21 protein-coding genes and 1 pseudogene are annotated in these 21,776 nt (G+C 57.0%); 5 read left to right on the top strand and 17 right to left on the bottom strand.

Annotated features, from left to right (window positions below; genetic code table 11):
• Nucleotides 1-2: 2 nt before the first annotated feature.
• The 3 genes from AB3K92_RS10775 to AB3K92_RS10765 all read right to left on the bottom strand — a co-directional run bounded on the left by AB3K92_RS10775 (nt 3) and on the right by AB3K92_RS10765 (nt 3,122).
• Nucleotides 3-1,844 (bottom strand): Hsp70 family protein, encoded by a 1,842-nt coding sequence (locus tag AB3K92_RS10775; protein WP_059624180.1) that lies wholly within the window; start codon nt 1,842-1,844, stop codon nt 3-5.
• Nucleotides 1,841-2,431 carry a DUF2760 domain-containing protein gene (locus AB3K92_RS10770; RefSeq protein WP_021158373.1) on the bottom strand — a complete coding sequence of 197 codons (591 nt, stop codon included), beginning with the start codon at nt 2,429-2,431 and terminating at the stop codon, nt 1,841-1,843. Before AB3K92_RS10770 ends, AB3K92_RS10775 begins: the two co-directional genes overlap by 4 nt.
• 250 nt (nt 2,432-2,681) lie before the next feature.
• Nucleotides 2,682-3,122, bottom strand: a complete 441-nt coding sequence (locus tag AB3K92_RS10765) for an Rrf2 family transcriptional regulator (protein ID WP_059489022.1) — start codon at nt 3,120-3,122, stop codon at nt 2,682-2,684.
• Between the two features lie 139 nt (nt 3,123-3,261).
• Here AB3K92_RS10765 and AB3K92_RS10760 point away from each other — a divergent pair.
• A pseudogene (locus tag AB3K92_RS10760) lies at nt 3,262-3,591 on the top strand (FAD-dependent oxidoreductase); the annotation flags it as partial.
• Between the two features lie 320 nt (nt 3,592-3,911).
• Here the strand turns inward: AB3K92_RS10760 and AB3K92_RS10755 are convergent.
• The 6 genes from AB3K92_RS10755 to AB3K92_RS10730 form a co-directional block, all read right to left on the bottom strand.
• Entirely contained in the window at nt 3,912-4,889 is a 978-nt protein-coding gene (locus AB3K92_RS10755; RefSeq protein WP_369465008.1) for an HNH endonuclease, read from the bottom strand.
• A gap of 459 nt (nt 4,890-5,348) precedes the next feature.
• The gene (locus AB3K92_RS10750; RefSeq protein ID WP_369465006.1) at nt 5,349-6,200 is read right to left on the bottom strand and encodes a hypothetical protein; all 852 of its coding nucleotides are present in this window, start codon (nt 6,198-6,200) and stop codon (nt 5,349-5,351) included.
• Between the two features lie 260 nt (nt 6,201-6,460).
• Nucleotides 6,461-7,195: a Qat anti-phage system TatD family nuclease QatD gene (gene qatD / locus AB3K92_RS10745; RefSeq protein WP_369465003.1), complete on the bottom strand. Its 735-nt coding sequence runs from the start codon at nt 7,193-7,195 to the stop codon at nt 6,461-6,463.
• Complete coding sequence (gene qatC, locus AB3K92_RS10740) at nt 7,192-8,478, bottom strand: Qat anti-phage system QueC-like protein QatC (RefSeq protein ID WP_321900398.1); 1,287 nt, start codon at nt 8,476-8,478, stop codon at nt 7,192-7,194. Before qatC ends, qatD begins: the two co-directional genes overlap by 4 nt.
• Entirely contained in the window at nt 8,475-9,296 is an 822-nt protein-coding gene (gene qatB, locus AB3K92_RS10735) for a Qat anti-phage system associated protein QatB (protein ID WP_369465000.1), read from the bottom strand. Before qatB ends, qatC begins: the two co-directional genes overlap by 4 nt.
• Nucleotides 9,296-11,182, bottom strand: a complete 1,887-nt coding sequence (locus AB3K92_RS10730; RefSeq protein ID WP_369464998.1) for a P-loop NTPase fold protein — start codon at nt 11,180-11,182, stop codon at nt 9,296-9,298. The genes qatB and AB3K92_RS10730 overlap by 1 nt, the downstream gene beginning before the upstream one ends.
• 310 nt (nt 11,183-11,492) lie before the next feature.
• Between AB3K92_RS10730 and AB3K92_RS10725 the strand changes: the two genes are divergently transcribed.
• The 3 genes from AB3K92_RS10725 to AB3K92_RS10715 are packed head-to-tail and all read left to right on the top strand — an operon-like array spanning nt 11,493 to nt 14,271.
• A complete protein-coding gene (locus AB3K92_RS10725; protein WP_369464995.1) occupies nt 11,493-13,316 on the top strand; it encodes a hypothetical protein in 1,824 nt (607 codons plus the stop codon).
• Nucleotides 13,313-13,540, top strand: a complete 228-nt coding sequence (locus AB3K92_RS10720) for a helix-turn-helix domain-containing protein (protein ID WP_369465779.1) — start codon at nt 13,313-13,315, stop codon at nt 13,538-13,540. The genes AB3K92_RS10725 and AB3K92_RS10720 overlap by 4 nt, the downstream gene beginning before the upstream one ends.
• A gap of 32 nt (nt 13,541-13,572) precedes the next feature.
• Nucleotides 13,573-14,271, top strand: a complete 699-nt coding sequence (locus AB3K92_RS10715; protein ID WP_369464993.1) for an HNH endonuclease — start codon at nt 13,573-13,575, stop codon at nt 14,269-14,271.
• 97 nt (nt 14,272-14,368) lie between these two features.
• Here the strand turns inward: AB3K92_RS10715 and AB3K92_RS10710 are convergent, their stop codons facing one another.
• The 7 genes from AB3K92_RS10710 to AB3K92_RS10680 form a co-directional block, all read right to left on the bottom strand.
• On the bottom strand, nt 14,369-15,421 hold the full coding sequence (locus tag AB3K92_RS10710) for a hypothetical protein (protein ID WP_369464991.1): 1,053 nt from the start codon (nt 15,419-15,421) through the stop codon (nt 14,369-14,371).
• A 117-nt stretch (nt 15,422-15,538) separates the two neighbouring features.
• Nucleotides 15,539-16,429 carry a nucleotidyltransferase gene (locus AB3K92_RS10705; protein ID WP_369464990.1) on the bottom strand — a complete coding sequence of 297 codons (891 nt, stop codon included), beginning with the start codon at nt 16,427-16,429 and terminating at the stop codon, nt 15,539-15,541.
• Nucleotides 16,430-16,439: 10 nt separating this feature from the next.
• The gene (locus AB3K92_RS10700; protein WP_369464989.1) at nt 16,440-17,378 is read right to left on the bottom strand and encodes a patatin-like phospholipase family protein; all 939 of its coding nucleotides are present in this window, start codon (nt 17,376-17,378) and stop codon (nt 16,440-16,442) included.
• A 71-nt stretch (nt 17,379-17,449) separates the two neighbouring features.
• Nucleotides 17,450-19,189 (bottom strand): hypothetical protein, encoded by a 1,740-nt coding sequence (locus AB3K92_RS10695; RefSeq protein WP_369464988.1) that lies wholly within the window; start codon nt 19,187-19,189, stop codon nt 17,450-17,452.
• Nucleotides 19,190-19,356: 167 nt separating this feature from the next.
• Nucleotides 19,357-19,782: a hypothetical protein gene (locus AB3K92_RS10690; RefSeq protein WP_369464987.1), complete on the bottom strand. Its 426-nt coding sequence runs from the start codon at nt 19,780-19,782 to the stop codon at nt 19,357-19,359.
• The gene (locus tag AB3K92_RS10685; protein WP_369464986.1) at nt 19,779-20,099 is read right to left on the bottom strand and encodes a hypothetical protein; all 321 of its coding nucleotides are present in this window, start codon (nt 20,097-20,099) and stop codon (nt 19,779-19,781) included. Before AB3K92_RS10685 ends, AB3K92_RS10690 begins: the two co-directional genes overlap by 4 nt.
• A gap of 315 nt (nt 20,100-20,414) precedes the next feature.
• Nucleotides 20,415-20,780, bottom strand: coding sequence for a helix-turn-helix domain-containing protein (locus tag AB3K92_RS10680; protein ID WP_369464985.1), 366 nt, complete (start codon nt 20,778-20,780; stop codon nt 20,415-20,417).
• 40 nt (nt 20,781-20,820) lie between these two features.
• Here AB3K92_RS10680 and AB3K92_RS10675 point away from each other — a divergent pair, with 40 nt between their 5' ends.
• The gene (locus tag AB3K92_RS10675) at nt 20,821-21,231 is read left to right on the top strand and encodes a lecithin retinol acyltransferase family protein (RefSeq protein ID WP_369464984.1); all 411 of its coding nucleotides are present in this window, start codon (nt 20,821-20,823) and stop codon (nt 21,229-21,231) included.
• A 283-nt stretch (nt 21,232-21,514) separates the two neighbouring features.
• Here the strand turns inward: AB3K92_RS10675 and AB3K92_RS10670 are convergent, their stop codons facing one another.
• Nucleotides 21,515-21,643: a hypothetical protein gene (locus AB3K92_RS10670; RefSeq protein ID WP_369464983.1), complete on the bottom strand. Its 129-nt coding sequence runs from the start codon at nt 21,641-21,643 to the stop codon at nt 21,515-21,517.
• Nucleotides 21,644-21,776: the final 133 nt, after the last annotated feature.

Here is a 21,776-nt window from a genome sequence, read left to right as displayed (position 1 = left end):
GCTCAGGCGGCGCCGCGCACGTCGAACTCGACCTTCCAGCGCTCGTTCGTGCCGCTCGGGATCGCCTCGAGTTCGAGCGTGCCGGCTTCGGTCACGCGTGCATGCAGCTTCACGGGCACGACCTCGCCGACGGTGCGCCCTTCGGCCGGCAGCGTCGCCTGGATTTCCTCGAGCTCCTGCAGTTCTTCCGGCGACCAGTAGTCGAGCAGCGTGCCGACCTGGTCCTGGCGGCGCACCGACGAACCGAAGAAGCGGAACTGCACCGGTTCGCCGACGACGAGGCCGAACTCCTGCGGCGGCAGCGCCGCGTCCGAGCCTTCCTCCATCCCGAACGGCGCGACGCACAGCGCCTGCACCGGCGGCTCGAGCCCCGGCACCGCGGGCATCGCCGATTCGATCGCGACGTAGTACGCACGCGCCGTGCCGCCGCGAATGCGCACGCCACGCCCGCGCTTCACGTAGCCGTAGTACGCGGCGCCGCGCGCGACCGCGAGATCGAGATCCGCGCCTTCGAGCAGGCGGGCGGGCGGCGCGCCTTCGGCGGCGAGCCAGTTATTGAGCGTATCGAGCACGCGCTGCGTGAGCAGCGTCGACTTGAACACGCCGCCGTTGAACAGCACGGCAGTCGGGTGCAGGAACGTCGCGCCCTGCGGCAGCGTGCGCTGCAGGCCCTCGAGTGAGTCGAGCGCCGCGACCTGGCGGCCGAGGAACGCCGCGAGATGGCGCGTGATGCCGGCATCCTGCGCATACGGCAGGCCGAGCTGCGTCAGGCCGACGCGTGCGCGGCTCACCGGGCGCGCGGCTGCGTCGACCTGCGGGAAGAAGCCTTCGAGGATCGTCTGCGTGAGTTCCGCGCGCGTGAGCTCCGTGCGGATCGACCCGCCGATCAGCTTCGAGCCGCGGCTCGGCACGACGAGCGGCACCGCGTCGGTCGACGGATCGGACAGCAGCGTTTCCTTCGCGGAACGGCATGCGTACGTGAGCGCCCGCAGCTGCCACGGATCGGCCTGCGTGCCCTGCTGCGCGAGCTTGCGCGCGACCACGTGCGCGAGCGCGAGGTCCATGTTGTCGCCGCCGAGCAGGATGTGCTCGCCGACCGCCACGCGATGCAGTTCGAGATTGCCGTCGCGCTCGACCACCGCGATCAGCGACAGGTCGGTCGTGCCGCCGCCGACGTCGACGCACAGGATCAGGTCGCCGACCTGCACCTGCTTGCGCCAGCCGCCCTGGCTCTTCTGGATCCAGCTGTAGAGCGCAGCCTGCGGCTCCTCGAGCAGCGTCATCCGCGAATAGCCGGCGGCGCGGGCGGCCTCCGCCGTCAGTTCGCGCGCGGCCGGATCGAACGACGCGGGGATCGTGACCGTCACGTCCTGGTCGGCGAACGGCGCGTCGGGATGCGCGTGGTCCCACGCTTCGCGCAGGTGCGTCAGGTAGCGGATCGAGCTTTCCAGCGGCGACACGCGCGACACTTCCGGCGGCGCATCGCTCGGCAGGATCGCCGCGCGGCGATCGACGCCCGGGTGGCACAGCCAGCTCTTCGCGCTCGACACGAGGCGGATCGGCGTGCCGGCGCCGCGCGTGCGCGCCATCTCGCCGACGGCGAAGCCGCGCGAGGCCGTCCACGGCAGCGTCAGGTCGCCCTGCGTGAGTTCGCTTTCATGCGGCAGGTAGAGGAACGACGGCAGCAGGTCGCGCGACTCCAGCGCGCCGGGCGCGGTGAGCTGCGCGATCGGCAGCACCTGCTGCGTGATGGTTTCGCCGTCGCTCGCGGCGCTGTCGACATACGACAGCGCGCAGTGGGTCGTACCGAGATCGATACCGATCGAATAGCGCGGATCGCTCACAGTTCCACCTCCGCCGGTGCGACGACCGAGGCGTCGTGGCTGCCCGTCAGCTTCGGCAGGCGCACGTCGGCCACGCGCCAGCCGCGATGGCTGACCGTGCCCGTGAACGGCGCGGCGCCGACCACGTTGCCGGTCACGCGCACGGCCGTCGCATCGAAACCGGCCGGCAGCGTCACGCGGCTGCCCTCGGCTTCGTCGCGCACCGGCACGATCGTGAAGTGTTCGCGCAGCGCGGCACGGCAGCCGTCGTGCACGAGGCGGGCGGCTGCGCCGATCTCGGCGTCCGCGTAACCGGCGATGTCTTCCTCGACGAAATCGATGAAGCGCGCATCGCGCTGCAGCAGGCCGAGCAGTTGCAGCGCGGCCTGCGGGCTCGCTTCGCGCAGCTCGGGGGCAGGCGCCTTCACGGGTGCGGGGGCCGGCGCAACGGGCGCGGCAGCCGGGGCCGGGGTCGGCGCGACCGGCGCCGGGGCGCCGTCGCGCACGCGCAGCACGCCGGCTGCGAACTCGCGGTTGCCGAGCACGGAGAAGAACGTGCCGACGGCAAGCGACAGCCGGCCGAAGAAGGACAGGTTGGATTCGGGCATGAGGTCTGGACTCCTGTGGGCTCGCGACACGGCGAGCGATCTTGCCTGGGCGCCGGGCGGCGGCGTGCGGATTGCGCACTGCCGCCGCCCGGCGCGTGATTCGGTCGCGCCCTCGCGGGTGCGGAAAACCCGTATTTTGCCCTGTGGCGGGCGAACCGGGCAGAAGTTGGGGGACAGAACGTCGCGGCGCGACGGTTTCGGCCGCGCCGGCGCGCACGGCGGCCGTGCCCGGCCGCGATGCTGCGGCGCGTCAGCGCGGCTTGCGCCGCCGGGCCGCCTTCGCTTCGAAATCGCGCGACAGCATGCCGAGCGTGACTTCGCCGAAGCGGGAGAGCAGCGTCGTCTCGGCCTCCTTCAGCGTGGCCGACAGGTGCGCGTTGACGGCCTGCTCGACCAGGCATTCGGCCTCGTCGTCGGTGACGAGATCGGAGAACAGCGGCGGCTCGCCCACCGCGCCATAGACGTCGAGCAGCGTGATGTCGTCGAGCGCGACGCTCAACACCCACCCGCCGCCATGCCCCTTCTCCGACTGCACGTAGCCGTGGTCGCGCAAGCCGCCGAGCAGGCGTCGCACGACCACCGGGTTCGTGCCCAGCATCGTCGCGATCGTCTCCGACGTCAGCGGGCCGTCGGCCTGGTCCATGTGGATCAGCACGTGCAGCATGCGCGACAAACGGCTATCGGTTCTCACGGGCGGCGCCCCTCTCTCGAAACTTTTGAAGTTGCGTGAATGATACCACCGCCCTATCATGCAACTTCTCGTGTTTCATGAGTTGGCCGCCATCGGAACACGCCCTTCATTCACGCAGGTTCAGGAAAGGAGCGGGTGCATGCATGACCATCATGAAGTGATCGGCGGCAGCTTTGCGGGGCTGTCGGCCGCGATGCAGCTTGCGCGGGCGCGCCGCCGCGTGCTCGTGATCGACGCCGGCCGGCCGCGCAACCGCTTTGCCGCGCACGCGCACGGCTTTTTCGGGCAGGACGGCAAGCCGCCCGCGCAGATCGTCGAGGAAGCCGCCGCGCAACTCGCCGCGTATCCGACCGTGCGGCGGATCGCAGGCGACGCGCGCACGGTCGACCGCGATGCGGACGGCCGCTTCCACGTGACGCTGGCCGACGGCAGCCGGGCCAGCGCCGACCGGCTGATCCTCGCGACGGGCAACCTCGCAAGCATCAACGAGACGTTGCTCATCCGAGTTCGTACTCTCAAAGCTGCCGCAGCCAGCGGGAACGTCAGAGCGTTCTACAAAGCATCATTCGAAAATGATTAGATCGATTAGCCAGCGGCCATGATCGCCAGCAACCGGCCGAATCGGGAACCTTGAGCGGCCCCGAGCGGGCCACTGGCAAATCCGGGCAGACTTCACTATATCGGCAGACTCCAATTCACCGCTCGCGATTCTTGCGTGAACCTAACGGTGAGATGGGACTGATGGTGTAAGGAAGTACGCCTCTTCATAGCAAACACACGACTGCGAGATTACGGCGTCTCGTTGTCGCCGATGCTGTCGTATGACATTGTCAGGGGAAAAGTCTTAACTGGTACCACTTCAGCCCCAGACAAGAACAATGGTCCGCGTTGCGTCTGACCAAACGGCCACGCATCCAACAAGTCGTACGGTGTCGGGTAGAACGGGATGGTGGTGGTCTTGCCATCAAGGTGTGCGTCGCGGCCCACTGCTGGGAGAGCTACTTGGAACATCTCGTTCGCGTACATGAGGATGAAATACATGTAGGGAACGGCGATGTCGTCGCTCTTGCGCCGAAGCAACTGAATAGCGATCTTGTCGTTCGGAAGTGGGCCGGGCACAAAGGTGCGAAATACTGGAATCTGAGCAAGACCGGTCGGTGCATGCGGCGCTCGTAGCCACGCTAGTGCGTGAGCGTACTCGGCAACATCCTGTTCCGACATAACGGTCAAGGCCATCTTCCAAAACGTTTTGAGAACGGCGATCGGTGTATGGGGATCGCGACGCAACGTGAAAGTAACTTGACGGTTTGCCTCATCGACTTGGAAGATAGGGTCGCTCTCACGAGCCGTGACCTTCAGACGGCTCTCTTTGTACTCAATCCGCCAGCCGTCACGGGAACCTTTAGCCATCGTCGGCACCCCGTTTTTCCCTTTGATGCGCATCATCGTGCGCATTGGCTGCGACCAAGTACCGAAGTCGCTCTCAATGGTTCTTCCGAACTGGCCATTACATTCGTCGCACTCGTATTCCGAAAAAAGACTTTTGTTGCCGAGGGCCTCAGGTAGCGCATGAGCTACCGTTTCAAACGTGACCTCAGCATCGCTGCGTCCGCAAAAGCGGCAAATATGCAGGCCGTCTGCACGCTTCAATACAACCTTGCTTCCGGCCTCCAAAATCCACTGGCCTGCCGCTTCGAAATTTGCTTCGTAAAAATTGAGAGCATCGGCAATTGAACATTTCCGTGCATTGTCGTCGTGCTGTGTCATAGATTCTTCCTGAACGAGATAAAGATTTTTGTTCGTCAGTGGCTCAATTGCGGAATTCGACGACTCCCCTTTGACTAAACCGTTCGTGGCTGCACTACGCAATGCACAAGCGCCGCGAGACGGCGGACTGTCAACATGCCCCAACTTATGCTGCCGTCAGGCGATATTATGCGTTTTTTACCTTCGAGCAGATGACGCTGGTTGTTGATAGGAAAAATATGAGTGCATCAATGGCGGACGGCTCCACCAACATTCACGCGAGACACTAAACTTCGATACACCAGCTGAACGATTTCATCAAGCTGTTGCATCGACCAGTTGACTCCACCATCCGTTGCGGTCGCTTACCTCAACGAGACTCGCTGCCGGGAAGCGGCACTTCGCTCGGTCGGAGCCCCTACCCGTGCTTTCGCCCCTCTGCGGCACGCGAGACCTCTGATTTCAATTCCACTGGGATCCCTATGCGAGGACGCGAAGCTTCGCATCCGCTCCAAGTTCGATGGCCTGAGTCCAACTGTTCCACATCCTGGGCTCGAACGTCTGCAGCAACTCGGGGCAGCAGTGATCGTCCGCAGACATTCTGGTCAGGAACATACAAATCGGTGCGTGCACCGGCTTGGACCAGCTCTCAGACGCCAGGTCGGTTTTCACCTCGAGAAGGCGTCCGTCATTCGCGAATCCGGCATACAACGTAACAAGGTGGCCTTCGGCGACTTTGATTACGGCGCCATGCAGCCGAGTGATCGCCCATAGGCTTACGAAACTCTTTGCCCCTGCCAGCTTCTCGAGATCTGCGCGTTCAACCACGCCATTACTCATACATACCTGCACAAAGCCCTCGTAAAGCGCCTCGTCGGTAAATGCCGGCTTCCAGACAAATCGGTTGGCAAGGTAGCCGACCAACGCCATATCGCTCTGAGACAGTAGCTCGCCCGCGGTTAGCTTTCGCAGTGCCTTATCGAATTTTTGCCGTGCCGCGTCCCGCCTCAATCCAGAACCCAACTTTAGCTCTTCGTCCGTCGACAAGCTTAGATTCGCGAAGCCAGCCGCCCTCAGATCTTCAAGCGTCGGTTTCAGCCCCCGAAGACCGAGGCTCCAGACACGAAAGCTCGTGAAGACATCGCGAACTCGTTGCGTGACAGGGCCTTTGCTCCGTTGGTCGCGATGAGCAAGAAAGTCTCCAACCTCACGGAAGCTCTCCGTGCCATGGGAGGACTCCCGTTGGTCGAGGAACAGACGATCAAGATCTTCGGGAGTGGCTCGGCCCTCCACAAGCCGGCGCGCGCGCACTTGCAGTTCCGTTTTGATCATTAGAGTAACTTCATAAGCCGACGCTGCCTCACCCGCACATAGTCAGAGTGCGTCCGATGCTCTGAATATAGGGCGCCCTAGCCAATCATAGGTCGATACTCCCCCAGGCCTGAGGGATTTCACGATCCAAAAGAGGAAGCCTTGAATGGACGCATCGAAAGCCGCTGCTGGCGTACGACTGCCCTTGGCTGAACTGAGTCAGACGATCTGACGCTGCCTGCTTAGTCTAGTCCAATTTTATACAGCTAACCGAAGTCTACTCAGCCTGATAGTCGCAGCAAGTGGCAGAGATTCTGCTTCAGTTGCTCCCCCACCTCATCTTCCTGCATGCCCCATATCGCCGCCAGTGGGACTCGCACGGACCATGCATCCCACGGCTGCAGTTGCATCCCAGCTACGCTCGTAAACGGACCGTCCGTTTCAGGTAGCACTCGGTGTAGAGGCATTCGCGCCACCAGCGCCCGCCCTTTCTCACCCTCGAGCATCGTAGGACCAACGCTGAACCAACAACCAATGCGGACAGCAGTCTCAAGTTCAGCGAACCCGCCCGAGAACCAATGAAGCACAGGTACGCCGGCATGCTTCGTCGTAGCCAGCAGTTCCAAGACTCGGCGTCCAGCACCGCGCGAGTGGATGCTCATCACCTTTCCTTGGCACCGTCCGCATTCAGTGAGGGCCGCCCGAAGGACCCTCTCCTGAATGGAAAGAGATCCTCGAAATCTAGGAGAACCATCCATCCCAATCTCGCCAACAAAACGTGCTCGTGAGATTCCCTCAATAAGGTCGTCCAGCTCTTCGTGTTTGGCCGCAGCCACTTCCGGATGCAGGCCGATTCCAACCTGGATGTTCTTCAAACCGCGAAACACATGCGACGTTGCCCGGTAGGCGCGCGGACTAGTGGTGACCACGAGGGTAAACTCGTTCCTTCTGTTCACCTCCTGCGCAAGCTTGAGGCCATCGGGATACAGGTCAAGGTGTGAATGAAAGTCAATCACAGGATTTGCTCATGCCGCAAAAGCACGCCCAGTTCCGCTAAGCCACGTTGCACGACGCCTTCGAACTCTCTTCGGAGGCTTGGCTCTGCGAAGGACAGCTGGCCAGCAGTGAAGAGGCGGACGCCACTCTGCTCGACCTTCAAAACCGCAACTGCGACTGCACCGATGTCATTGGGCTCGTTTTCGAGTTGCGCTCCTCGAAGTGAGGGATACACGTAAGTCGTGTCGTCTCGGAGGTTGGCTCGAATAAATGATGCACGGCGAACCAAACATGGAACACAGCGGCCGCAATGTTTATAGCCGTTCCGGACGAAACGACCACAACTCGTGGCTTCCGAGGCAACATCAGCTAGCACTGTAGATGCCCGGCATTCGGCCATCATCTCCCCTTTTGTCATCGCCGCATACGGAAGACGCAGCACGGCTCGAATTCCAAGCTCATCCCACAGCGCTTGTAATCGCGCCATGAACACAGGATGTGTGGTCTTGGTACTAAGGCTTCCGACTCGACCAGGGTTGAGCGGTATGTTTAAGCTGATGAGTCCGTTCTCTGGAACGAAGACTTCGACGGGCCTCGGCAATGCAGTGATCGTAGTCGCGAGATGGTCTGCAGCGACCGCCGCGAACGCGAAGAAGCCGATGGACCGCCCGCGCGTCGAACCTTCGATATCCTCCACCTTCGGACGGATATTCTGGTTCCATTGCAGATGCCGGTCGTTCCCGCCCAGTCCGATCGCAAAGCGACTCTGCGTCTCCTTATCACCCTTGGCGGTTTGGGACACAAGCAACGGGTGGCGACCTTCTTCGGTCAAGTCTAGCGCCCCCACAAGACTGTCCAGGCCGCCGGATAGCAAGCAAACGCAGTCCGCATTGAAGATGGTCGGCACCTTTGGCCGCGGAGGGGGATAGCCGCCATCAGTAAAGGTAAGCGTCCAGAAATCGCCGGTCAGGAAACGTAAGGCCTCTTCAATCTTCGCGGTCAGGGCCTGGTACGGTTCGGGCTCGTAGAGCACCACCTCCAGCTCTATCTGGCGGGTCCAACCATCCGGACTTTGCGCTCGCTCGAGGACGTTGTCGGCTGCGTTCACGGCCAGTGCAAGTGTCAAGAAGTCCCAGCTCCGGGCGCTCGGGGCAACACCAGCAGCGACGATGTCCTTGATGAGCGCCGTTCCAACCGTACTCACGTCCGCCAGGCCATCGTGCTCGTACATCGAGACGTAGTCGACTCCGAACTCTCGTTCAGTAGGAATGCAATCCTTCGGTCCACAAAACACGCGTGTCATAAACCTGCCTCGAAGAGTTCAAAGGTCATCTTCAGGGTCTCCTGGAAGATCGCGTCCAGGTTCGACCGCGTAGGATTTGGATTCGTGCCCCGAAGCAGATCAAGGTGTTCACCGATCTCTAACTTGATGAAGATGCGCATTTCACGCTCGCGCTGGACCGCGATGGTTGGGTCGACCTTCGCACTCTCCAAGAGTGGACCGAGGTCAAAGCAAAGCCGATGAGTTACCTCCAATGCGAGGTAATTCTTCATGAGCTCCCAGATGTCGGGCGTCTGCAGATGCATTAGGTCTATGCCAGGGTTGTCCAAGACAAGTTCCGTTAGCGCCGACGCCATCGAACCACGAAGCGCCTCTTCATCGGCACTGCCACCCGGCGGAGAAAGCTCCCGGACAATGGCGTCGACTACGTCATCCGCGGTCGGACTTCCGCTTTGCAGGTCCTGCACCCACTGTCGCGCCTCAACGGAGCTGCCTTGGGTAACTGCGTTGAGAAAGGTGAATAGTTCTGCGCCGGCTCGCGTCGAGACGCGCATTCGGGTCGATGCTGCACTGGCCCCTCCGCTGCCCTTACGTGAGTAATGTCCGAGGGCGTCTCGAAGGCTGTCGGTGTTACCGCTCTTGATGAATTTTTTTAGCTCGCGCCGCGCCTCAGCGAACCGAGCAGGCTGAGCGGTTCCAAGTGCGCCCGCTGGCGGAACCGGTTCATCATCCGTAGCCGGAACCGTGTCGCCGCCAAGCCCCTCGAGCACGTCGTCAAGCCAAGGAGGATCAAGACTCACATTCGGGCCAGGCCCACGGCTTGAAGTCGAAGTTCCCATCAATTCCCCCCCTTGAACGTCTTCAGGTACTTCTTGACCGGCTCAGTCGACTCCAGGTCGTCGCGCCAGTCTGCGAGCAGAAGCGCTGCCCAAGGTTTGTTCTTCAGCTTGGGGAGGATCGCGACGGGCCTCTGAGCCGGCGGAATTTCCTCCAGTGCTTGAACAAACTGCCCACCTAGCTCAGGATGAGCCTCGGTGCAGTTCAAGCAGCGCAGAAGATCTACGGTGTCCCACTGCCCATCTCGAGCCTTTCGAATAACCCGGGTAAGGATGCGCGATACGTCCGCTTGGCTCAGCGCCATGAGTTGGGTTACCAGGACATTGGAAACTTCCTTTGCCTCCATCGTCGCCTCCAGAAGCCGCTTAGCCTCCTCAGACAGCTCGTCATAGGCCGCCAGTCCAAGCGAGCGGTCTCGACTCAGATGCAGAAGGGCTCGCAGGTCCGAACCTGCCAAGCGAGGACTCAAACGCACCCACTGCTGATAAAAGGACGTTGACCACGAGGCGTGTGGCGCAACGTACTCGTCGTCCGCCTGCGCAGCAACTTCTAGTGACTCCAAAAACTCGGCCTCGCCATTAAGGCTAGAGGCGACCGCTTTGACGAAAAACTCAAACGCCGCTGGCGATGCCACGCGCTCGAGTAGCTGCACCTTCACCAATTGCTCGATGGCGATAGGCATATTCATCGCCTTCGCGATGGTCAGCCGAATCATGAGGTTATTCAGGAAACGCTTGATGAGTCGCGGATTGCCAGCGATATCGCTCGCGCTGACTAAAAGTGGTGCAAGCTGGTCTGCGATATCCAGTGAGTTCGAGATGCTTTTAGCCTCGCTGCCGTACACCTTTGCCAAGTCGTCGCGTGCGATGCCCTTTCCCCAAGCAGTCTTCAGAAGTTGAAGAAGAGCGTCCTGCCCTTGCGCCTGAACCTTCGGGGTCAGTTGCCCTTGCCTAACGGCCAGTTCAGCCATTAGCAACGCGAGGTACACCTTCACCTCGTTCACACCGAGCCGAGGCACTTTGAGCGGAACCTGGATGAGCTTGTCGAAGTAGCTCGTCACAAGCCCGCTCTCTATATCTACGCCTGCGAAGTGCGCTCGGACCGCTCCGCGAATCATGCTTTCATCCGCGGCGATTACGAATGCCGTGTTCTTTACGTGCAGCAGTAACCGCATGGCCTCTAAGGTTGCGATAGCAGTGTGAGGCAGGCATCGGTCCAAGTCGTCGACAAACACGACGAGAGTGACACCCATGTCGGCAAGCAGCTTTGCGAAGGCCTCCCTGAGCGCGTGAATCTCCTTGGGTAAAGAGTCTTCCTGACGCTCAGCAATCAGTTCCTTCAACTCAGGTTTGAGATCAGCGTAGGCATCCTTTAGTGCCGTCAGCTGTTCTTCTCTCTTCGCCTCGTCGGAGAGGCCCTTCACGAACCCCGTCGCCGCACCGATGAAAGCGCCCAGTGGGCCGCCGGCGACCGAGCCAACGCCAGCGTGAGCGAACATCGGTGCGGCGATGCGCGCCACCTTCAGCAGCCGAACGCGCTTTGCGAAATCTAGCGCTTTGTCGACAAACGTCTTGCGCTCTTGTGCCTCTTCGAGCAGCCGGTCCGAAACCGCCTGTAGTAGTGCTTGGCGCGCATCCTCATACCCTTGATAGAGCCACGCGTTAAACTCCATAACGATATACGCTCTAGAATCGGGAGCACCCTTCGCCGCCCCGGTTTCGAGGTCAGCCTTGGTCAACTTTACAAGTGTCGACTTACCAGTGCCCCAACCGCCCGACACGCCAATGGTCAGCGGTGCGCCACCCGCCTGTCGAATCAAATCCGCTGCCGCGCGAGCAACCACCCCGAAGTTGAGCAAATCAACTTCTGCCTCAATGTCGTGCCACATGTCGTTTTCCCCTAAGGCGCTTTTATTTCTTTCCCCTGATATTGCCATATTACAGGTAAATTTCCTGGCTCGATCTACCAACGTGGCAGAACAACACGAAATCGCCCTATACTCACTCCGGCCGTTAGCACATACCGAAAGACAACAGGCCGGCAGTTCGTCATGGCGAGTAACCGCGAATATCGTTCACATGGCTGCGACGGTCGTTGAGCGGCGGCCCCTCTCAATTGAGAGCGATGGTGAATGCAGAGTCATGCTAACTGCATGAGTCTCAATCGGAACGGAAGCATGCGTTGATTGGGATGATACGATGTCTCATCGCAGTTCCATCAAATCCGCGTTACGCGCAGAGACCGATAAAGAGAAAGCAGCTATGAAAAAAGAATGGATTCTTCAAGAGAAGGAAACTCGCAGACTCTTCGCCACGGCTACTTGGGTTCCGCTTCGAGCGTCGATCAACGATGAAAACGCTCCGGGCCAGGTTCGCGAGATTGGCTATATCAGCGAGTATTTCGGCTGCGGATCGGTCGCATTTCCGCCAGAACATCGAAAAGTTGCAGAGAGACTTCACTGGAGTGACATCGGTATCGGGCACAGCGCACGGCCACATGCCTACGAAGATGGTCACTATTCACCTATCGATCAGTACCAATATCGTGACAAAGAACCGATCGGCGTCGAGCTTGTTTTCGAACACAATCAACCAGTAGTGGGCGGCAACTTTTGGATACTTAATCCCGATTTAGTTGTGGCTCTCGGCCTGATTAAAGAAGGAAATAACTGGGTACGACCAGAAGAGGATTTCGTGGTCGTTGTCCGTGAGATTGTTGACGAGAATGGGGATTTTCGCTCGATCGAGATCAAGCGGGAATTTCTCATGGACTATCTAGCGGCGAGAAATCTTTCCCTGCGACTCTCTTACTATCGCCAAAGAGTCGAAAATGTGGCGGTAGTTGCGGATAGCGATTATGCGGATCTAGAGGAACGGCAAGGGGACCGAGACAATGGTCGCTTTGAGCTTCGGATTCGCAGTTTAAAAGATGTCTTTGGTGGAAGTTGGGCAACGTTCCGGGTTTGGAGAACCGACATCGATGAGGAAGAAGACGCCCCGGTGATGGGCCCGGAAAGTGACGATAACACGGCATCCGAAACCTCTCGCGGGCATGAGAGTAATTATGACGGTGTGCGTTTTGAGGGCGAGTTCTGGCGAGACGAATGGATCGATCATCGAGGACTCAGTGTGCGTGTTCGAGGCGACGCGGATCAAACTCTTCCTCAATACATCGTGGAGACCGACGGGACACGAATGCCATCTGTCGAACTGAACTACGAAGACGTTGGTCGATGGCTGTGGTTCCGTTTCAGCGTAGTAAGCGATCTTCTCAGTCACCGCGGCTTCTCGCTCAAGTGGTATACGGCCGAAACGGGCGGCACTCGGTCTACCTCAGGGTTTACGCCGCATTTCGGTATAAACTCCTCCGACCTCGTAACCGTTTATGCCCAAGATGTCACCAGACTTGCCGCGTGGGAACAGCGCATTTGGGCAGCTCATAACGTTGCTCCTGAAGGAGGAGTCTCAAGCGAATTACTAGCATCACAAGTGAGGACTGATCCAGCCTCCACTCATGCAGCCGAGGTAATGTTCTTTAAAAGCATGCGGATGTTAGAAGCGGGGTTCCAACGAGATTGGGGCATCTCGCTATTCACTCATGACGTCGACGATGAAGAACTTATGCAACACGTCTGTCGCTTCGCAAGTAAGGATCAATCTACTTTACTCCGCTTAGCAAAGGAGCTCGTTCGCACGTTTTCCGATCGACTGAATGTTCGAGAGCTTCGCAAGCTCTCAACCCATGCAGAAAAAGACAAGTTGGGATCGAACAAACTTCTTCAAGATATATTATCTCAGAAAGTTGGAGCCGAAGAAGCACGCGCAATTTTCAGCGAAATTGCGGGCGCATACGATATGCGAGTGGGCGATGCCCATCCGACCGGGTCGAAAATATCCGACGCGATAAAGCTTGCCGGAATTGACGAAGGAAGGTCGTTTATGAGACAAGGTGAGCAACTAATATATAATTTTGGCCGGGCAATTTGGCATACTGGAAAATCTCTTTTTTCGCAAAAAGAATAATCGATGAGCAAGACTTCTGGTCGATAATATTTACCAGTATCCGCGCTCGTCGACTCGAACTGGACATCTCTCAGGAAGCGCTCGCAAACATCGCCGACATAGACCGAAGCCACATGGGGAAGATTGAACGTGGTGAGCGAAACGTCACGCTTCTGAATCTGGTGAAAATCGCGCGTGCGCTCTCTTGCCGTCCCTCAGATTTGCTGGCTGCGGCTGGACTCTAAGGCGAACACACCAGCTATCTCACACAAGCACGATGGCGACATACAACGCACTCGAGGCATATCTGCGCAGCCTGCTCGGCGACACTGTCAGACTCACTTTTGACGAAATCAATGAGCTGATTGCCCCACAAAAGCTGCCTGCCTCCGCGTATAAACACCCAAAGCAGTACCTGAGCAACTCGAAGACCCAACCTATTCCTGCAGCTTGGTTACGCGCCGGATGGGAAAAGTCAAATCACAACTTCGATCAATGGTACGTTGACCTACGACGCGTTGTACCACTCGAATCCATAACGTTGACAGATGACGTCGGCGATGATGCTGCTGACAGCGAGAACAGACAACTCGTCAACATCAAGACGCGGCGTGGCCAGACCGATTTCCGCAACCGTCTCCGGATAGCGTATGACGGCACCTGCGCGATCACTGGTTCGAAGGTCACGGCCCTTCTCGAGGCGGCGCACATCGTGCCGCACGCGCTCAAAACTGACTACTCCACGTCGAATGGGCTGCTGTTGCGCGCCGACATCCACACTCTGTTCGACCTGCACCTGATCGCCGTCGAGGCAGGCGCCTATGTAGTGGTTTCGCGCACGCTAGAAGGGACGGAGTACGCGCAATTCCACGGCCAGCGCTTCGTTGTGTTTCCTGACGCTCCGAATGACCAGCCATCCGCAGATCAGCTGAAGCGCCACCATAACCTGTTCCTCGCGCGCGAAAATACGCTGTAGATCACTGGAAAACTTGTGCCGAGCTACAAGAGACGGGATTCACCCAGTTGCTAACTCTCAAGAGATTTCAGTGACGACGAGTCACGCCCATATCCCCCTACTGCGGCACCGCCATATCGATGGATCCGCACCCAATCTCCCCGTTATCCATTCGCGTTACCTGAATGTTGATCTTGGCAAGATGTCTCGCCGGCGTAGCAATCCATCGCATCACCATCATCTTCTCATCGCCACCGGGAACATCGTTCCCGGTTTCATGTTGAAACAATAGATCCTGTACACCCCCTGCGGCAAGATCTGGCACGCTCAAGAGGTCGTCCAGATGGCTTTTTCCATCGAAGGATTTCCCCACACCGACCTTGTCGAGCTTGTGCGTCAGATACATGTTGAGCACGCGATCGAGTATCTGCTGGGTATGCTTGAAGTTCCGCTTCTTGCCGTCGTCGTTAATTTGATCGTTATCGCAGTACCAAAACAACCGTTGATTCTCGTACGTGAGCAACTCTGCGAACACGGCAATAATGTTCGTCACACGAAGAACCCTCTCAGCCGCAGGTCCGGCCCAAATCCCAAGGTCTTCCCTCTCCAACTGCTCAGTCACAACGGGATGAACTTGCCTTTTCTCCTTGCCAAACACGGTCTTGATTTTCGTATCAATGGCAATCGTGATGACAGTCCCATGGATGTAGCTATCAACAATCTCGAGGTACTCCCCTAGGGCACGCGACTTTGCCCCGGACTTTAGCTTTTTGTAAGAAAATTCGCTATAGGGCGTCAGCAAACCGTACTTTTCCCGTAACGCCTTTACCTTCTCTTCGAACGGCCCCACCTTGTTATATGCCAAGAACAGGAACGAATAGGTGATAAATCGTGCTGCCTCGTGTTCGCCACCGATGTCTGACATGACAGCGATATTCCTATCGTCGGAAAAATCAGGCAATTCGCGAATCTTTTCCTGAACAATAGCGTTCAAGAGGTGCGAAAAATACGGATATTCATCAGAAATCTTGGACAACCTGAATGGGCCCGGCTTGAAGATTTTCTTCGGAATCGGAGCGACAATGAAAGTGACCTTCGATGCCCCGGGCAGGCCAACTTGAGGCGATTCCATCGCGGCATGTATCGCAGCTTTTTTGAACGGAGGTTTCATCGGAAGCGGAAAGGTCGACAAAATTGGGGGTGTGCCGCAACTCTAATCGCCATACACTCGGCTGCGAACAGAATGAAATAATCATTTACCAACTGCAGAGATTGTTTGGCATTAAATTTACCACCCATTCCAAAGCAATACAAATGCTCTCAGGAACGCATCACAGTCCTGCGAATTCCAGGTTACATCGCCATTTCCGTTAAGTAGCGTGTATTGCGCGTTTGCGCAAAGAAATGCCGAGCGATCGACGCTGCACAACCAATTCAAACACGCAAACACGGTCGCCTGATAAGTATTTCCGAAGCAATGCGATGGAACGTTCCACAGCAATCCTTCAATATAGTATGACGGAGCTACTCCCTGGGCCAAGAGACCTAGCTCGATCATCCGCTCTCTTGCGTTCTTGAATATCCGGACGATGTGCTTGAACCATTCGCTTGCCTCCTGATTCTTTGCAACAAGGTTTTCACGATGCTGCCTAGGATAGTTTACAACTTGCGTCCCGTCGCTTTTATGGAAGCTGATTCCCTCGACATACAAGGAATCAACACCTCCGGCGTAGCGCAAGTAGTTTCGATGCTGCCTTGCGATCAAAACATCCGCCTTCCGCCGATTGCCTGATGGTCCGATGGACACTGCCTTCGTCCCAGGCTCCACCGCGTCACCAAATACTCGCCGCAAAGCTGCCAACACATCAGCCCGGTACTCCTCATAGGAATATGTGGCGTAGACCAGGCCGGCATGAAACACCAATTGCTGCATCGGCGGCAGCACTCCCAGCTCATAGGTAAAAACAGAATCCAATTGGATTACGATGTCTACGTCGCTCTCCCTCCATATGTTGGTGTCATTTCCATAGGATCCCTGTAGGAAAATGCTGTATAGCTTATCGTGATATCCCGTTCCGTCAGCAAGAAGCGCTCTTCGCACTGATGCATACGTATCCCTGGACGTGGCTTGTGCACCGATCTGTGCCCACGTTGCAAGTTGATCTTCTGGAATAGCCACGACTTTCCTCTCAGGCCAGCAACGCTTGTAGATCGCGTTCGTGTTTGCCGAACGACTCTGTTCCACGCTGGTACAGGATATTCAGCTTCCGGATGTCATGTTCCATCAGGTCCGTTGCCATGTCCGGCGTGGTAAAGGAATCGTTTACTCGAACCATCTGCACGTCGTGAAAAAGGATGTCCGAAAGCGTCTCCATCGACGTAGTGTTTATATTGAGTGTTTTCTGGAGAAGTCTGACAAGGAAAAAACGGAATATCAACCACTTATGCGCGTAACGCGGCGGCTCCGGGTAATTACCAACACCCAAACTAACTACCCGTAGTTGGTCGCGTTTGTAGCCAAGTGCCATAGTCGCTTCCGCGATCGCAAACAAGGTAGGGTTATTGGCGCAGTATCCACCGTCGATCAACTCGACCTCGCTTCCGTCATGGATGGTGACGAGCCTTCGATTGAAGTACGGATATGCAGAGCATGATGCTACGACAGCCTCCGCTACAGTGCAGCCGAAGCCGGGAACGAAGGTCGCACGACTGCCGTGCGCCTGCCGAACGTTACTCTTAAAGATCATCGGACGCTCTTCCCTCCAGCGAGCACTGACGATGCCCACATGCGTCTTCATTGCGTCGAATTTAAGGTCCCCATAGACGTCATGTGAAAGCTGCACCAAGGCTTTGGTGCGTCCCGCGCATGTCCGAAGTCCCATCAATGACGGGACGTGTGTCCGGTACAGCGTATGTATTTCATCGACGCTCTTACCGAGTGCTAGCAACGACGCGATAATTGCGCCCGTGCTGGTTCCGAACACCACGTCGAAGTGATCAGAAAGAGGCTGACCACCCAGCGTGGCCTCAAGCTGTTTCAGAACGCCAAGGGTATAAAATCCCTTGGCCCCACCTCCGTCTAAGCTGAGGATTCTGCATACACCTTGTGTATCGTCAACGATTGTCATGAGAGCGTTTGAAGACTCGGTCGCGATCGCCCCTGGTGGAATGCATGACTACACCTAGGCAGTCACGTTGTTCAAGGATTAAGGTAGCCGTCGTTCATGTCCGAGTCAGGGCTAAACTCGGAAACTCTATAGATAATCGACCTCTCCCCTTCCATCGACGCTTCGATCCGCTTCAGGGCTGCATTCACCCTCCAACATTGATCGGCGTTCAAGTAAAACCGATGCTCATCGAGCCAGTTACGTGAGCGATAGTAATTGTTGCTTGTTGCGTTTTCCAGAGTCGAAACCATTTTCTCGATTTCATCTCGACCGACTCGTGGACGCAGCAGGGGAAACACATCGACAGTCCGATCGTCAGACACGACGATTGCAAGTCGCGCCGAGTTGCCGCTGGACACATATCGCACGCCAGAGTTGAATCTTGATCCGCGCGATGGCGTACACGCAGATGTCGCCATCCCGTCGAGAATGACCCCAACTGCGTGACAGGTACCTTCTGGGTCAACAAGAATGGTCCCGTCGATGCCGCTCGCTCGTTCGAACAGCGCCGAGGTTATTTTGACTGCTTGAATGGTCGTCCCCTGCCGAGCGAGACGGCGTGCTTCGAACTCAGCATCCTGGGCGACCACGATCATACTTCCGTGCTTTTGCTGAACCGCGTTGCAGAACAGTTCCCACATCAGCTGCTTTGCATCAAGGGACGACGCAGGGAATAGGCGTGAATAGTTATCGATAAATCGATCCTGCGTAATCGGCTCCTGCGGTAGGGTCGGCTCGCCAAATCGACATCTGAGCAGACCCCGCTCGCCTAGGCGAACCTCCCAATGGTAGTGGTCAAGAAAATCGACAATAAAGACAGGGGAGCCGTCGAGATCGCGATCCGAGTTAATTTGGCCGAGTCCGTAGATCAACTCGCTATCCGCGATGAGGGCGACGTCTTTAGATGCCATTTGCAGAATTTTCCTAGCCCACCGCGGCTCGCGGAACGGGACCGGCTCATCGAACCTTAGGAGGTAGTCGATCGCTGCGGATTTGGGATCAGCAAGAACGAGCTGACCAACACCATGAATCCCCTCATACATAAGGGAGGAAATCATATTGAACCGTTCCAACAGGTCTCCCGGCACATAGTGCCCCGACACCATATAGGCAGGAGTACGCATAAAATTGCTCGCGGCCCGTCGAACAATCTCCTCTGATTTCTGCCCACCAAATTTCGCCCCCCGCCCAGGTTCGGGAAGCCGCAATTCGTCGCTGGCTGCGGACAGCAACTCGCCAATGCAGGCCTGTACGAAGCTAGCAACGCCGCGCGGTATTCTTGGATCATCTGTATCCGGTTGCTCCAATGGCGGAAATTGCTCGAACAATTTCTCGGGGACCTGGAGGACCGGGACAACATAGTAGCTGTCGACGAGCATGGGATACCCACAAAATGATCGCCTGGCGTTTTCCTTGTCCCCATTTTTGAGCGCCGCGTGCACCGCCATTCGAACCGAACTGCGGCGAATGTTCTCCGGCTTTTCGCGCATACGTGGCGCGTCGCCATAGATCATGTTCTGAAGCGGGTGGCCAGGTATGATTGACTCGATTTGTTCGAGCAAATCTGCAAACGGCTGAAGATCCCATTCGTCATCCTCGGGTTCGAGGCACACCGGATGGCGCGCCGTCGCCTGCGGCGCCTTTGCGCCCACCAACAAAACCCGCGGAGTGATATCCGCACCTATCTTTTCAAATACACCTTTGGCCAAAATTTCGAGGCCAATGCGAAAGCTGCGCTGATATTCGAACATATACAGATCGACGTAGTGCATGACCGTCTGAACTCCGTGTTCCAGATCACGTGATGCTCAAGCGACATCGATCCCAGTGCCCGAGACACCACATCGACGACGCCGTCGCACAATCGCTTGCTCACTCTCAAACTGACTACCTTGAGCAGCGCTCCCGTCTTTAGCGATATCAGTCAATTGTAGAATTACTACCGAAGCCACTCTCTTAATTCACCCACCGCCTGCTCTATCAAACCGGTAGACAAGACAAGTATGACAACGAGTTCATCGAGTTGGTGGATTTCCTCATAGCCGATAGGCGCCATCTCAATTTTCTGGGTGAAGCTGTGAAAATAGCGATCATCGTCTCCTTCAGCCTCTAACTGAACTACACGCGCCACCTTACCCGTCTCGACGTTCCAGAGGTTAAAAATTGGATTGCCGTCTAAAAAAAATACTCCATTATTGAATCGATCGGACAAGTAAGGCTTGTATCGCCTACGATAACTGTCATCCGCTTTGGACCAGTCGCCCCCACCCTTATGCTTTGACCAGAACCGGCCAAACCAGTAAGCTCGATTCGCACGATATATCGCCCAATTATTATAAAACCCTCTATAAATAATCTCGCTCATACAAACGCCCGCCCCGCTTTAACCTCAATATCAACTCGACGATCCTTGTCGTCCCTGATCGGATATGACTTTGAAGTTACGCTGGCTCCACCATTCTTTGCACATCTGCGCATGAAATCGCGAGCGCGAGCAAAAGCATCTTTTCTGATCTTTTGTTCTTTTTTGGCCAACCCCGATTCCAACGCCTTGCTTTTTACCAACCCGTCTTTACACGGCAAAGGCACAGGATCCGCCCAAGGCTCTGATTCCTCAATTCCCCCGCCCTGTGCCTGAATACGACCTCGATTCGCAGGAGCAACTGTTATTTTATTCTTCATCCCCGACCCAATCAGTCCCGTGGTTGTAAAAAATCACCTGAGCTATATATTTTTAAATCATTCTACAGATTTTCAACCCTTGCGCACTCATTTGATTCGATTCTCTCGGACGCCCGACGTGTCTCGAACTCCCGATTTAAGGTTCTGACCGGGCCATTCCGACCCTAGTCATTTGAACCGGTGAAACGCTTAAACGCTCAGGGCTACTTTTCCAAATCATGTGAAACGTCCCCCGCGCCTGGCGCTACTTTTCGAGTGATGCTGAACACCTCAGTCGACGGCAGCGGAACGTCCTGCATCTCAATATACCCCGGACTATTTGCTGCTGAGAAGCAGTGCGGCAAGCAAGCCCAGTCCGATCGCAATTGCTGCCTGGTTAAGGGGCTTTTCAGTAATGACCTCGACGCCTTCGCTTACCAAGCGTGCTTCGTATGCGTCAGCTTCTTGCAAGACTTCGGCAGAACTGGTGTGGAGTAAAGCGCACACCCGCCGTAACTGCGAAATATTTAGCACCGATTCCCCCGACTCCAGCCTTGAGTACGCCGACTGCGACATTCCGAGGGCGGCAGCCAGTTCACCCTGCTTCAGGCCGATTTGCTCACGCCGCTGCACAAGCAACTTGCCGACCAAGGCTGAGTATGAAACGACGGGCGCTGGGGTGAGCGTTGACTTTTTCTGCATCTATGCATTTAATGCAAATATGTACAAATTGGAGAGTACCATGGATTCTGTTGAACGTCAGCAGGACATCTGGAGTTATCAACCTGGCACGGTGGTTCGGGTCAATCATGGGTGGTATGAGCATGTCGGCATGCTCGGAGATCGCTTGACCGGAGGGGAGCGGAGCGTACTTTCCTTCTCTGCACAGGCTGGCGGCTTTATCGAGGAACCGTTTAGCGAATTCGCTCGAGGGCGGGACGTGAAGGTCGATGGTTTCCCCGGCAGCCTTCACCCGATGATCGTCATGCAGCGAGCACGAGCCATGGAAGGACGTCGCTATGCCCTGATGACCCTGAATTGCGAGCACTTTGTGCGATATGCACACGGGACTGTCATCCAAAGTCCACAGTTGCAATTGTGGACGCTTCTTGGAGGCGCCCTGGGATTGTTAGCCATAGCTGCTCGCGCGTAGTCGATCCCCTACTCGCAGAAGGCGTGCATTCAGGTGCATCGCTCGTCAGGAACGAGATCACCTGAACAACATTGCGATCGCCGTCAGGACCCGTATTTCCATAATTTGGCACGACTAGTCGAGCCCGGTCTCTACACGTGGGGTAACTTACCTTGGGCAGCACAAATCTTGTTGTCCGTGAAACGCTTACGCCTCCCTCAAGACATGTTAGTTCGCTCAAGTAATTGAAATTAAACAGAAATGTACAGTCTAACTGTTAGAAACACCCCTTAAGGTTCGGACGTCAGCGCGCGCCCATGATCCCCTGGCCGGCCTGTTGAAGCGGGTTCGTCGCGCCGCATGCGGCGAGCGAAGCGGCCGCGACGACGATTGCGAGGCGGCCTGCCAGGGGACGGGTAAAGACGGACTTCATAAGGTGAGAGGCTCCATTTTTTTCGTTGGAATAGGTCTCGGCCTTCCACGGCATGCACCGTGCTGGTCTGGACACGCTGCACAGAAAGCCGGACGTCGTCTCTATATCGGCGCAACGCGACCGTTCTTTAAGC

Source organism: Burkholderia sp. Bmkn7 (genome assembly GCF_041103175.1).
In the GTDB taxonomy this organism is placed as follows: domain Bacteria; phylum Pseudomonadota; class Gammaproteobacteria; order Burkholderiales; family Burkholderiaceae; genus Burkholderia; species Burkholderia cepacia.
This window is presented reverse-complemented; position numbering and strand designations above follow the sequence as displayed.